This is a genomic window from Pseudolysinimonas sp., from assembly GCF_057350545.1.
The window spans coordinates 1-13,439 of sequence record NZ_JBMRCP010000105.1; the positions used below are offsets into that span (position 1 = coordinate 1).

Annotated in this window: 10 protein-coding genes; 3 read left to right on the forward strand and 7 right to left on the reverse strand. The window is 72.0% G+C overall.

Features of this window, described 5'->3' with window-relative positions; translation table 11 throughout:
• Positions 1-3,284, reverse strand: a 3,284-nt coding sequence (locus tag ACO1X9_RS14550; protein WP_486351567.1) for a DUF7507 domain-containing protein, incomplete at its 3' end; no start/stop codon positions are given.
• 72 nt (positions 3,285-3,356) lie between these two features.
• Positions 3,357-5,894, reverse strand: coding sequence for a helix-turn-helix transcriptional regulator (locus ACO1X9_RS14555; protein WP_486351568.1), 2,538 nt, complete (start codon positions 5,892-5,894; stop codon positions 3,357-3,359).
• A gap of 98 nt (positions 5,895-5,992) precedes the next feature.
• Here ACO1X9_RS14555 and ACO1X9_RS14560 point away from each other — a divergent pair, with 98 nt between their 5' ends.
• Both ACO1X9_RS14560 and ACO1X9_RS14565 read left to right on the forward strand, forming a co-directional pair.
• Positions 5,993-7,228, forward strand: a complete 1,236-nt coding sequence (locus ACO1X9_RS14560; RefSeq protein WP_486351569.1) for an MFS transporter — start codon at positions 5,993-5,995, stop codon at positions 7,226-7,228.
• 132 nt (positions 7,229-7,360) lie between these two features.
• Positions 7,361-7,696: a hypothetical protein gene (locus ACO1X9_RS14565; protein ID WP_486351570.1), complete on the forward strand. Its 336-nt coding sequence runs from the start codon at positions 7,361-7,363 to the stop codon at positions 7,694-7,696.
• A gap of 48 nt (positions 7,697-7,744) precedes the next feature.
• On the opposite strand, the gene ACO1X9_RS14570 is transcribed toward ACO1X9_RS14565, so the two are convergent.
• Positions 7,745-8,500, reverse strand: coding sequence for a hypothetical protein (locus ACO1X9_RS14570; RefSeq protein WP_486351571.1), 756 nt, complete (start codon positions 8,498-8,500; stop codon positions 7,745-7,747).
• Positions 8,501-8,564: 64 nt separating this feature from the next.
• Positions 8,565-8,930, reverse strand: a complete 366-nt coding sequence (locus tag ACO1X9_RS14575) for an MmcQ/YjbR family DNA-binding protein (protein WP_486351572.1) — start codon at positions 8,928-8,930, stop codon at positions 8,565-8,567.
• A gap of 160 nt (positions 8,931-9,090) precedes the next feature.
• Here ACO1X9_RS14575 and ACO1X9_RS14580 point away from each other — a divergent pair, with 160 nt between their 5' ends.
• Positions 9,091-10,290, forward strand: a complete 1,200-nt coding sequence (locus tag ACO1X9_RS14580; RefSeq protein WP_486351573.1) for a leucine-rich repeat domain-containing protein — start codon at positions 9,091-9,093, stop codon at positions 10,288-10,290.
• 16 nt (positions 10,291-10,306) lie between these two features.
• Here ACO1X9_RS14580 and ACO1X9_RS14585 read toward each other — a convergent pair whose 3' ends face one another.
• Genes ACO1X9_RS14585 through ACO1X9_RS14595 form a run of 3 tightly spaced genes read right to left on the reverse strand, consistent with a single transcriptional unit; the run spans position 10,307 to position 13,403 of the window.
• Positions 10,307-10,747, reverse strand: coding sequence for an SRPBCC family protein (locus ACO1X9_RS14585; protein WP_486351574.1), 441 nt, complete (start codon positions 10,745-10,747; stop codon positions 10,307-10,309).
• Between the two features lie 3 nt (positions 10,748-10,750).
• On the reverse strand, positions 10,751-12,205 hold the full coding sequence (locus ACO1X9_RS14590) for a phytoene desaturase family protein (protein ID WP_486351575.1): 1,455 nt from the start codon (positions 12,203-12,205) through the stop codon (positions 10,751-10,753).
• Positions 12,206-12,209: 4 nt separating this feature from the next.
• Positions 12,210-13,403, reverse strand: coding sequence for an NAD(P)/FAD-dependent oxidoreductase (locus ACO1X9_RS14595; protein ID WP_486351576.1), 1,194 nt, complete (start codon positions 13,401-13,403; stop codon positions 12,210-12,212).
• Between the last annotated feature and the right edge of the window lie 36 nt (positions 13,404-13,439).

A 13,439-nucleotide genomic window follows, 5' to 3' on the forward strand; every position in this document is an offset into this window, starting at 1 on the left:
GAGATCGTCGGCAGCACCGTGCTCCCGGTGAACGACTGTTCGACGATCTCGAGCGAGCCGAGCGTCACGTTGCCCGTGTTCTCGACGGCGAAGCGGAACTCCACGACGTCGCTCGTCGCGTCGACCGTCGTCGGGTCGACGGTCTTGTCGAGCGTGATCGCGGGGTTCTGCACCGCCGTGACGGTGACCTCGTTCGACTCGCTCGTGAGCGCCGCGCCCGTGGCCGGCTGGGCGCTCACGGTCGCGATGTCGGCGAGGAGGCCGTGATCGACGTCCTCCTGACGGGTCGTGTACGTCGCCGTGAAGACCGCGACCTGACCCGCGGCGAGGGATGTCGACGACGCCGCGGTGCACGGGCCGCTCGGGCTCTCGAGCCGGTCGCACGTGACGACGGGCGGGGTCGAGCCCGACGCGGCATCGGTGAGGCGATCGGAGACCGCGACGCCCGTGAGCGGCACCGCGGTGTTGTTCGTCACCGTGTACGTGAAGTCGATCGTTTCGCCGTCGGCGTCGTAGGTCGCCACCGACGCCGACTTCGCGATCTCCGGCATGGCGTGACCCGCGGTGATCCCGACGTTGACCGACTCGACGGGTGCCTGCAGCACGCCCCCCGCGCTCGCGGTGGTCGCAGCACTGTTGAGGGCGACGTTGCCGGCGGCCACGCTCGGCGTCGAGACCGTGAAGGTCACCGCGAACGTGGCGCCGACCGCGACGCTCCCGGTGTAGACGAAGCGCAGCGCGGTCACGGTCGAGAGCGTGGCAGGTGCCGCGGAGTCCCACGTCGCGTCGCAGCCGGAGTTGGCGGCGAGCACCTCCGGTCGGCACGGGTTCGATGCCGTCGAGTACGCCACGGAGACGCTCGGCGGGAGGGAGCCGACGCCCGTCAGCGCGACCGTGAAGTCGGACCCGCGGGGGTTCGTCGATGTCGCCGCCGTGTCGCCGACACGGGGGAGGATGTCGTAGATGACCGGGTCGGTGAGGGTCGACTCCCCCGAATTCACGAACGTCAGCCGGTACGTCGCCACGCCTCCCGCGGGGCTCACGCTGCCGTCGGTGCCCGGTGGGACGGGCCCGGCGTCGAGATTGCCCTGCACGGTCTTGTCGACGGTGAATCCCGGGTTGATCGCCGCGACGTTGAGCGGCCTCGAGTAGCCGCAGAAGTTCGTCGTGCCCACGCCGTTGGCCTGCAGGTCCGTGTTGTCGGCGGGCAGGAGCGGGGGCACGCTCGCGACCCCGTTGACGGCGCAGAACGCGGCCGGCGATCCGTAGCCGATCGTCATGTCGTTCTCGAACTTGCCCTGGCATCCGGCCGGAAGGTCGACGGAGAGACTCGACGTGGCGACGACGCTGTACAGGCCGGCGGCCGTCGCCGTGTTGGCCGGAATCGTCCATCGGTAGAGCGTTCGCCCGCTGCCGTTGTAGTCGGCGATCACCGTCGCCGTGCGCGCTCCCGCGTTGTAGGTGCGACCGTTGCCGACCCCGTTGAGGTTGAACGTCAGCGTCGAGCTGGCGACTGACGCGTCCTCGGGCGCGAGGTAGTCGAGGTAGATCGGTGCGGTCTGGGCGGTCGTGAGCTCGACGCGCGGGAACCGGCCGGCGACGTACGGGTCGCTGAAACGCACCGTCTCCCGGCACGCGCCCGCGTACCCGGACCAGAGGAACGACGTGAGGATCGTGCCGCTCGCCCCGACCGGGTCGGCCACGAGGATGCTCGCAACCGACGTCTGCGCGGTGCGCAGCGGGTCACCCGACGACACGAGATGCGGAGTCGAGTACCCGGTGTTGCGCATGATGTACCCAGGCTGGGCCGTCGCGGCGGCATGGCCGGTGATGCGGAACAGGATGGCGGCCGTGTTCGACCCCTCCGCCGCGAACGGGGGGATATCGATCTGGGCCACGGTGGCGCCGACAGGCACCGTCCAGGCACCCGCGACGAGGGGCACGGACGTGCTCGTGCCATCCGTGAGTCGAAGCGTGATCGCATCGGATGCCGCAGGAGTGAACCCGGAGGCGACGATGCGCCGCGCGATGAAGGCGGGGTTGGCGCAGAGGACGTCGACGGCGTTGCTCACGTAGGTCGTGCCCGAGGGGTTGTCGAGGCACGGCAGCGGATCTTGGATGAGGTAGCTCACGCCGGCGTTCGTCGCGGCCGGCGAGGTGTTCGCTCCGATCTGGTAGTACACCGAACCGTTCGAGCCGTCCCAGTCGCCCGGGTAGGTGTAGACGTTCGGCTGGGAGGCGTCGGCGGCCGTGTGCTGGCCCGAGTTCCCCTGCGCGAGCGTCTGGGGTGTCTTGCTCACGATCGTCTGCAGGTTGACGACCGTCGGGCACGGGGTTGTCGTCGCCGTCTGCGTCTCCGGAGTCGCGCGGTCGATGTAGGTGAACGTCGCGGTCGCCGTGCTGCAGGCCTGCGTGCCGGGAGGCGCGGTGACGGTGCCGCGGATGACGATGCCGAACGAGTTGTTGACGTTGAGGGGCGGGTTGCCGCACGTCGCGCCCGTGGGGTCGTCGTAGACGAAGAGTCCGCCCGTGGAGCCGACCGGCGGCGGCGTCATCGTGCCCGGGTAGCTCGTGCCGACGACGAAGCTGGAGTAGACGAAGTTCGCGGGGAGCTGCGCCTCGAGACGGAGCGCACTGATGCCGATGTCGCCGTCGTACTGACGGTTGAGCCCGCAGTGGTAGGTGACGTTGTAGCTGTACTCGCCGCCCGAGATGATCTGGGCCGACGCGCTGTAGAACAGCTGGTTGTTGTGGCCCGCGGTGAGCGTGAGCACGGCGGGGGTGCCCGTGGTCGAGGGGAAGTTCGATCCGCTGACGGTCGGTGTGAGGGTCGCTTGGGCGCCGTCGAGGGTCGTGTATTCCGGGGCCCGCACCGTGAACGTGCAGACCTGGGTGACGTTGCCGAGGTTGCCGTAGGTGAAGACGACATCTGTCGCCGTGACGGCGCGCGAGACGAAGCCGCACGACGATCCGCTGACCCAGGTGCTCAGGTCGGTGCGGGTGCCGTTGCCTGCGACGGCGTTGCGGGGGAACGACACCTGCGTGGTGTCGCACGTGCCCGGGCCGTTGCAAGTAATCGAGAGCTGGAACGTCGTGGCGACGTTGCTCTCCGCGGTCGGGGATGCCGGGGTGAGGGTCACGACGGCGGTCGCGGCTTGGGCGGGGGCGGCGACGACCACGACCGGGACGATGGCGATCGCGAACGCCGCGAGCGCGCCGAGGAGCTTCCTCCCCCTCGATCGCGCAGAGCGCTGGGACCGTGCTTCGGGCGCGCGGTGGTTCATGCCGAGCTCTCCTCCCCCGTCGAGACGACATCGATCAGTCGACGCTGGCAGCGGAGGCGCCGTCGGAACGGACTATCCCTCGGATTTCACCCTGGATTTCATCGTGAGCAGCCCCTGGCGATGCGCGACGCGGAGCGCCTCCTCCCGCGACGAGACCCCGAGCTTGCGATAGAGCGTGCGGACCTGCGACTTGACCGTGTTCGCCGACACGTTCAGGGTCGCCGCGATCTCGCCGAAGCTCGCCGTCTCACCCAGGCGGAACAGCACCTCTGTCTCGCGGCGGGTGAGGGATGCGCGGGCGGGGACGAGGCGGAAGGGTGCCGGGATCGCCCGCAGCCGGTCGACGACGTCCGGGGTCGCGCCGACCCGTGCCGCGAGGTCCCAGAGAGCGAGACGCTGCTCCGCCGGCACGAGGAGGACGGGGCTGACCACGCCGTTCACGGCGCGCGCGGCGAGGAATCGCCGCATCGCGGCGTCGGCGAGGTCGTCGTCACCCGCCTGGACCGCGGCGCTCGCCAGGACCAGATCGGCGGCCGCCTGCAGCCGCGGCCCGACGTCCGGCATCGCCGCGGTGAGCCGCTCGATCGCGAGGTCGGGGCGCTGCTCGAGCAGCAGCACCGTGGCGTGCAGCACGATCGCGGTCAGGTCCGACCTCTCGAGTTCGCGGAGCGCGGTGTGCGCCTGCCCGAGCTGACCGCCCGCGGCGTTGAGCAGCACCCGCGCGATCGCGACGAGCCGGCCGTCCTGCGGGGAGAGGCGAGCCCGCAGCCGATCGAATCCCTCGCGCGCGTCGAGCAGCCGCAGGCCGACCTCCGGCTGCTCCCGCCAGAGCCCGAGGAGGGCCCGCAGCACCACGATGAGCATCCCGTGCTCGAGGTTGGGCATGTCGCGCAGCACGTCGAGCCCGCGCTCCGCCTCGTCGGGTGCGCCTGCTTCGAGAGCGAGCACGGCACGCGCGAGGTGAGCGAGCGCCCCGAGGTAGCCGTCGCGCTGCTCGGCGGGGTAGCCGCTCGCGTCGATCACGGCGAGCGTCTCGGCAGCGGCGGTGACGTCGCCGCGCGCGGCATCGATCACGGCGACGAGGGATGCCGCCCCGAGCGAGTGCAGAGCCCCGAGCTCGAGGGCGTGCGCCGAGGTCCCCGCTCGCTCCGCTGCACGGCGCGCTTCGGCCAGGTGTCCCGCCCGGAACAGGCTCAGCGCTCCCTGGAGGCGGTAGGAGCCCTCCTGCTCGGCGATCTCCTCGAGCTCCCCGGGCGGGGCGTCATCGAGCAGTGCCGCCATCCGCCGGGCCGACACGACCGCGTCGTCGGCACGACCCGTGATGCGCAGCACGCTCGTCTCTACGAGCGCGAGCCCGACCCGCTCCGCGACGCGCTGCCGACCGCGGAGGGCCCGGCTCGCACCGAGCGCGAGGGTGAGCAGCTCGAGCGCCTTGAGCCGCTCACCGCGGGCGTTCGCCGCGAGCCCGAGCACGACGGCGAGGAATGGCAACCTCGCGACGTGACGGAACGGGACCCGCTGGATGATCGCCGCCGCACCGCGCGCACGCAACAGGGGGAATCCGCCGTGGAGGCAGACGTCGGAGGCCCGGGTGTAATCCTCGGCGTCGACGGCGTGACGCAAGGCGGGGAGGTACTGCCGACGCGACTCCGCCTCGGCGCTCGCGAGGAGGCTCGCCCGTCGGTACTCCTCGGGATGCGCACGGCGCAGCTCGCTGCGCAGCGCGTCGCGTACGAGGGGGTGGTACCGGTAGCGCGGGAGGCCGGCCGCATCCCGTCGCATCACGAGCCCCTCGGTCTCGAGACGCGCGAGCAGCGGAGCGACTCGCTCGACCGGATGACCGCTGAGTCGGGCGGCGGCGTCGACATCGAGGTCGTCGGGCACCGCCGTGACCGATGCGAACCGGGGAGCCTCGGCCCCGAGGGTCGTCAGTAGATGGCCGAGGTGGTCCCGCAGGGTCGCTTCGGGTGAAGCCCGTACCCCGCCTCCGCCTCCGCCTCCGCCGGCGACGATCGCGCGCAGCAGGAGCGGGTTGCCCCCGGACGCCGCGAGAAGCTCCGCCGCCGCGCCCTCGACGCCCGCGAGCTGCGCGACCTCGTCGAGGCTCAGCACGAGCTCCTCGGGCTCGACGACGGCGATGTCGAGGGTCAGGGCGTGACGTGGCGCCTCGAGCTCGTCGCGGGTGCGAGTGCCGACGAGCGCGGTCACGCCCGGGCAGGCGTGGAGCAGCGCGAGCAGGTCGTCATGCACGAGCGGTTCGCTCAGCTCGTGGGCGTCGTCGATGACGAGCACGAACGCGTCGAGCCGGCGGAAGGCCGCGACGAGGTCGCGGCGCAGCACCTCGCGATCGGGGCTGTCGTCGAGCACCACCCGGAGGCCGGGCTCGACCAGGGATGTCGCGTCGAGCACGGCGTTCCAGAACGAGACGCGACCGCCGATATCGGGCTCGACCGTCACCCACGCGCCCGGAAGTTCCTGCGCGGAGGCCCACTGCGCGAGCAGCACGGTCTTGCCGCTGCCGCCGGGAGCGCGCACGACCGTGAGCGGCGCCTGCCCGAGCCGCGCGAGCAGCGCGGAGCGCGACAGCATCCCGTCCGGAAGCCTCGGCACCCCCACGATGCCCCGCATTGTCGTCCCCACCGCTCGTCACACTACAAGCGCAGCGCGTCGACCGTGAGACGGGCGCCTCTCCTGCCACGCTGAGGCGGGTGACCCTCGTCTCCGCCCCACCGGCGGCGCGCCGCCTCCGCGTGCTCGCCGGCCAGGTGACCGTCAAGTTCGCCCTGTTCATGACCTTCACCGCGGTGAACTCCGTGCTGCTACCGGCGGTCGTCGCCGACCTCGACCCGGTCGGCAAAGTCACGTCGCTCGCCACAATCCTCGCGATCGGCGCCGTCGTGAACGCCGTGTCGCAGCCGCTCGTCGGCATCCTCAGCGACCGTTCGGCGACGCGCCTCGGGCGCCGACTGCCGTGGATGCTCGCGGGCGCGATCGTTGGCGGCCTCGCGGTCGGCGGGCTCGGCGACGCCTCCACCCTCGTGCTCCTCGCGGTGCTGTGGCCGCTCGCCCAGCTCGGCATCAACGGCATCGAAGCCCCGATGGATGCCTACCTCGTCGACGAGTTCCCCGCGGAGCGGCGCGGCAACGCGGCCGGGATCGTCGGCCTGGCGCTCGTGCTCGGCACCGCCGCAGGTGCCGTCCTCGCGGGCGCCCTCGTGACCCGCCCGGGCACCACGTCGTGGATCCTCGCCGGCGTGATCGCCGTCTCGGTGGTCGTGTTCGCCGTGCTCGTGCGCGACGCGCCGTCGGTGCGGGACCCGCGCCCACGTCGCACGCTCGGCGACCTCGCGCGGGCTGTCGTCGCGACGGCGGCTGCGTACCCCGATTTCACGAAGATCCTGATCTGGCGCGCCGGCTACTCGATCGCCTACGGCGCGGTGTTCGCCTACCTGCTCTACATCCTCACCGACCACATCGGCGTGCCGACCGTCGAGGCGGGGCGCACCATCGCCCTCGCGACGATCCTGGGGAGCGTCGCCTCGGCCCTCACGGTGGTCGTGAGCGGCTGGCTGAGCGACCGGCTCGGGCGACGCCGCGTGTTCATCCTGGTCGGCAACGCCGTGCTCGTCGTCGGCAATGGGCTGCTGCTCGTCTCACCCACCGTTCCCGTCGCCCTCGTGACCGCCGTGCTGTTCGGGGTCGGCCTCGGCCTCTCCATCTCGTGCGGACGCGCACTCGCGAGCCAGGTGCTGCCCGACCAGGCGCGTGGCGCGGCGACCGGCCTCGGCATCCTCAACACCGCCGCTGCGATCGGCCAGGCTGCCGCGCCCGTGGCCGCGGGCCTCGCGATCGGGATCGGCGGCTACCCGGCCGCGTTCCTCACGAGCATCGTCGGGGCGGTCGGATGCTCGATCGCCGTCGCGCTCATCCGCACGGTGCGCTGAGCTCCGCCCCCGCCCTATCCGGCCTGCCCGGCATCCGCAAGGCCTGACCTCTCGGGTCGAGTAGCGCGTAAACCTGCTTCTGGGGCTTCTCATCCGGGTGCCCTGCTCCACCGGCGAGAGGTTGACCGACGCATGATGCAGATCGAGTACGCGGGCGGGTCGATCTTCACGAGCGAGGAGGTCGCGGATGCCGTGCTGCGGTACGCCGCCGCCCTCGCCGTCGCGGGTGGGGCGGTCGCCGTCGACGTTCCCGGCATCACGGTCGACGGGCTGCCCGGCACGTTCAAGGTGCTGTTGGGGCCGTCGAGTCAGATCCTCGCCGAACCCACCGAGCGGGCCGGCGACATCGACAGCCGTGCGTTCATCGACGAGGTCGACGACGAGATCGCGAAACTCGAGCGTCCGAACCGCGCCTTGCCGTTCCAGGGTGAGCCGCCCGTGAGCGGCGGCGGCTTCTACCTCGAGTGAGGGCTCGCTGATCGAGGACGCGAGCCCTCCACTCGCGCACGAGGTGTGTCAGCGCCCGAGGCCGGCGCGATCCACGCGACGGTGGTATCGCATCCCGGCCAGCCCGCCCAGGAGGGCGCCGATGAGGCTGACCACGACGACGACGATCACGGTCACGAGCCCCAGCGTGGTGAGAGCGCCCTCGTTGAGCGGGATGCGCGGGAAGCTGTCGAGATTCGCGAGGATGTCGAACCGGCTGCCGGCGAGCGCCGTGATGATCGCGACGATGATCGCGATGACGACCGCCCACAGCCACACGGCGAGTCCCTGCTTGGCGCCGCTGAAGCGCGCCATGCGACCGGCGACGTAGCCACCCGCGAAGTACGCGACGAAGAGCACGATCCCCAACGCGACCACGCCGATGATGCCGACGGTGCCCGGGTTCTCGGCGACGGCATCCGCGGCTTCTTCGGCGTTCGCGTCGGTGCCCAGCCCCACGGCGGCCCCGGCCGCGCTCACGAGTGCGGTGAGCAGAACGGCGGTTCCGGTGGCGGTGAGCCATCCGAAGAACGCGGAGCCGAACTTGAAACCGCCGAACTCCTCCTTCTCCCGACCGACGACGTCTTCGCGGAGCGTGCGCTCGCGGTCGTGGTCGACGGGGTCGACGGGCTCGCGATGGGCGGGAGCGTCGTCGACGGAGGCGACGGGCTCGCGGTGGGCAGGCGCCTCCTCGACGGGGTTCGGGTCGACGGGCTCGCGGTATGCAGGATCCGCGACGCGCGGGTCGTCGGAACGGGCGGGGCGGCGGGTCTCTGCGTCGGTCATACCCCCAGTAGAGAGCGCCGACGCGCCAGGAGCCACAGGGTTGCGCCAGGAAGAGCGATGTGATTCACCTCGAGCCCGGTCCCTCCGGGTGGGCCTCGTCATACGCTCGCGCCACCTTCTGCGGCACCACCATGCGCCACGCGTCGACCACGAGTTCCCGAGCCTCCGCGGCCTCGAGCGCCGCGAGGGTGGCGTGCACCCAGTTGAACCGCAGGTCGGACTCGTCCGGCAGCTGGAACTTCACCGGATCGCCGCCGACGAGCGCGCCGCGTTCCTCTTTCGGATAGGCGAACCCCATCACGGTCTCGTCGAGCGAGAACGCGACATAGACCATCTGGCCGACGCGGAACTTGAGTCGGCCGCGCACGACCACCGGGTACGAGCGTTCCAGCTCGGTGCCGAGCATCCGGATGTCGGCGAGCTCAGCCATCTCGCGCCCCGTCGGTCGGCAGGTCTCGGAATCCGTTCTGCTCTCGTGCGCGGGCCACGCCGCAACCCTACGCATCGCACCGTCCGCGGGCGTCGACACGGCCTGTCACGACCTCCGGCGGCGCTCCAGGGGAGGTGGCCCCCGGGTGCGATGATCGACCATGCCCGCCCCCCGATCCCGGCGAGGTGCGCTCGCGCTCGCGCTCGCCTCCGCGATCATCGCCGCGCCGCTCGCCGTCGCCGCACCCGCCTCCGCCGCGCCGGTGTCGACCGTCATCGACGGCGTCACCTACACGGCGGATGACGCGGCGCCGCTCGCGGGCGCGACCGCGACCTCGTACACCCCGGGTCCGACGGCTCTCGTCATCCCGTCCGCGGTCACGATCGGCGCCACGTCCTACGCCGTGACGGCGATCGGGCCCAACGCCTTCCAGGGCTCGGCGCTCACGTCGGTCGTGCTGCCCGACTCTCTCGTCACGATCGGGCAGTACGCCTTCACCAACTCGAATCAGGTGACGTCGATCGTCATCCCCGACTCGGTCACCTCCATCGGGCAGTGGGCGTTCGACTCGATGGACCTCCGCTCGCTCACGATCGGCAGCGGGCTCACCTCGATCGGCGTGCAGGTGTTCTCGAACAACAACCGTCTCGAGTCGGTCGTCATCCCGCCGGGCATCACGTCGATCGGGTTCGCCGCCTTCGCTGCCGATGACCTCCGCACCCTCGTGATCGGCTCGGGCGTCACGACGATCGGCACCTCTGCGTTCGCGTACAACGACCGGCTCACGTCGGTCGTCATCCCGGCGTCGGTGACGTCGATGGGCAACTCGGTCTTCCAGAACAACTCGACGGGTTCGCTTCTGGCCACCTTCGAGGGGGCCGAACCCGCGGTGTTCGGCACGGACGTCTTCGCGGTCTCGAACCCGCAGTTGCGCTACCGCTGGCGGTTCGGCGACCCGCAGACGCTGGGCGGCTTCACGTCGCCGACGTGGAACGGCTACCCCGCGGCCGCGATCGCGACCATCACCTTCGACACCGCCGGGCACGGCACAGCGCCGGCCGATCAGGATGTCGTGGTCGGGTCGGCCGCGACGGAACCGACCGTGCCGACGGCGTCGGGTCTCACCTTCACCGGGTGGTCGGTGGCGGGCGGCGGCGCCTTCGACTTCGCGACCCTCATCACGGGCGACCTCGACCTCGTCGCGGGGTGGACCACCGCGCCGGCCGGCGGGGGTGCCCGGTCGGGCCTCCCGCCCACCGGGCGCTCGACCGACAGCGTGCTGCCGCTCGGGCTGGCGCTGCTCCTCCTCGGCGGGGCGCTCGTGCTCGCGTCCCGACGACTCTCCCCGCGCGCGACCTGAGCCGGCCGGGGAAGGGTCAGCCCCCGGAGCGGCCTTCGGCGATGAACGCGAGCCGCCGCAGGGTCTCGGCATTGCGCACGGAGAGCGGCACGTCGAGCAGCGGCTGCGGGATCCACGACCCCGGGCCTTTCACCGCGCGCTCGGTCATCCGCACGACGCACCCGTCGCCGCGCGGCTTCACCTCGAGGACGACCTCGGCCTCGCCGACCGGCCACCCCGCGGGCCGCATGACCATGCGTCGCGGCGGGTCCCACTCCCGCGACGTCGTCCGATCGTCGATCACGGCGGGCCACACGCCGAACGAATGGTGCAGGTGCGTGCCGACCGTCGGCCACCCCTCGTCGACGGCGCGCATGCGGGAGGCGCCGACGACCCAGGTGGGAAAGACCCACCCGTCGGCGAGCACCGCGAAGACATCCTCGGGGCTGCACTTCATCACGCGCACGTTGACGGCCATGGTCTACCTCTCGGGGGTGAGCGACGGTGGGGTGAGGATGCCGAACTCGTGGCGCAGGGCGCTGCGGGCTGCGTAGTAGCCCGAGAGTCCGTGCACTCCCGGACCGGGCACCGTCGACGACGAGCAGAGGTAGACGCCGTCGGCGGGGGTGCGCCACGGGTCGGTCGAGAGCACGGGTCGGGCGAGCAGCTGCCAGAACCCCGACGCCCCGGCCGCGATGTCGCCGCCGATGTAGTTCGGGTTCTCGGCCTCCATGTCGACGGCGGTCTTCGCGCTGGAGGCGAGGATGACATCCCGGAATCCCGGAGCGAAGCGCTCGATCTGCCGCACGACCGTCTCGGTGGGGTCGAGCGTCGACCCGCTCGGCACGTGCGTGTAGGCCCACAGCACGTGTTCGCCTTCGGGCGCGCGGCTCGGGTCGACGACGGAGGGCTGGGCGACGAGCACGTAGGGGCTGTCGGGATGCCGTCCTGCGGCGACCTCCGCTTCGCCGCGGGCGATCTCGGCCCGGGTGCCGCCGACGTGCACGGTGCCGGCACGCGCGAGTTCGCCGTTCGTCCACGGGACCGGTGCGGAGAGGGCGAAGTCGACCTTCGCCGCGCCCCCGCCGTAGCGGAAACTCCGAAGACGTCGTCGGTAGCTGTCGGGCAGCCGGTTCCCGGCGAGCACCGTCAGGGCGCGCGGCGTCACGTCGGCGAGGATGGCCCGCGCCGTCGGCAGCTCGTCGAGCGACTCGACCTCGGCGTCGGTGACGATCTCGCCGCCGTGGGCGCGCAGGTCGTCGGCGAGGACATCCACGATGCGCTGGCTCCCGCCGATCGGCACCGGCCAGCCCCGCGCGTGCGCGTAGGTCGTGAGCGACAGGGCCGTTCCCGCGGTCGAGAGGCTCGGCATCGGCTGCATCGTGTGCGCCCCGACCCCGGCGAGCAGGGCCGGCGCCTCGTCGTCGAGGAAGCGCACGGTCGCGGCGGCGCTGCCCTGCTCGAGCGCGCGCAGCCCGAAGCGCGCGGCGGTGACCGGATGCCGCGGCACCTGCAGCAGCGACGACAAGACGAACTGCGCGACCCGGTCGGCGCGGTCGACGAGAGGCCTCATGAGCCGGCGGTAGGCCACGCCGTCACGTCCGAGCCCGTCGACCGTGCGGTCGAGGTCGCGCCACGCGAGCCCGGCGCGTCCGCCGTCGAGCGGATGCCCGAACGAGAGCTCGGGAACCGCGAACTCGAGTCGCTTCTCGAGACCGAAGCGGCGGAAGAACCCGCTCGCGAGCGCCAGCGGGTGCACCGCCGAGCAGACGTCGTGGTGGAACCCGGGAAGCGTGAGCTCGGCGGTGCGCGACCCGCCGCCGATCGTCGACGCCCGCTCGTACACCCGCACCGCGAGGCCCGCGCGGGCGAGGGTCACCGCGGCGGCGAGACCGTTCGGCCCCGATCCGACGACGATCGCATCGAGCTCGGCCATGCGCTCAGGCCCGACCCTTCGTGATGAGGTGCCAGTAGACCCACGGCAGGATGTGCCGGTCGAACACCCACGACAGCCGCCGCTCCCGGGCGAGGCCGATCCATCCCGGCACGGTCGGCTGCGGGCGATCGCGGTCGTCGAACTCGGCGAAGACGACGGTGTGCCGCGACACGGTGTACGGCACGACCGTGTACCCGTCGTAGCGCGATGTCGGCTTCCGCCCCGCGAGCGCGGCGACGAGGTTCTCGGCGAGCGCCTTCGTCTGCTTGCGCAGCGCCCCGCCCGACTTCGCGTTGCGGGTGGCGGCGGCATCCCCGAGCGCCCAGATGTCGGGATGCCGACGGTGGCGCAGCAGCTCGGGATCGACCTCGACGAAGCCGGAGTCGTCGGCGAGGCCCGACTCGGCGATCCACGCCGGGGCGATCTGCGGGGGCACGACGTTGAGCACGTGGTAGTCGAGCGTCTGCTCGCCGGCGGCGTTGCGCACCGTGAGGGTGCGGGCCGCGCCGTCGACGGCGACGAGCTCCGACGAGAAGTGCACCTCGATCCCGTACTCGACGACCTTGCGCTCGAGCTCGGCGTCGGCGGGGTCGACGGAGGCGAGGGTCGGGCCGGGCACGACGAGCACGACGCGGATGTTCTCGAGAACGCCCTTCGCCCGCCAGTAGTCGCACGCGAGGTACATCGGCTTCTGGGCCGCACCGCCGCAGCTCGCCGGCTCGGGCGGCTGCGTGAACACGACGGTGCCGCCGGTCACGTTCTTCAGCAGCCGGGAGGTCTTGCGGGCGAGAGCGAGCTCGTAGTGCGACGACACCTCGGGGGTCGTCAGCGCATCCTCGAGCCCGGCGACGGCGGCCCAGTCGCGGCGGATGCCCGGACACACGATCAGGTGCTCGTACTCGAGTTCGGCTCCGCTGCCCAGGGTGACCGCGTGGGCGACCGGGTCGACGCGGGTGGCGGTGTCGCGCATCCAGTCGACGCCCTTCGGCAGCACCTCCTGCTGCGGGCGTCGCGCCTGACTCGCCCGCGCCGTGCCGCCCGCGACGTGCGAGAACAGCGGCTGGTAGAGGTGGTGGCGGCGCGGTTCGACGATCACGATGTCGTCGACGCCGGCGCGGGCGAGGCGCCCGGCGACCGACATCCCGGCGTTGCCACCACCGAGCACGACGACGCGATGGGCGTTCTGCGCGGGAGTCATACCCTCACGCTAGGCACCACGCGACGCGGGTGCGCC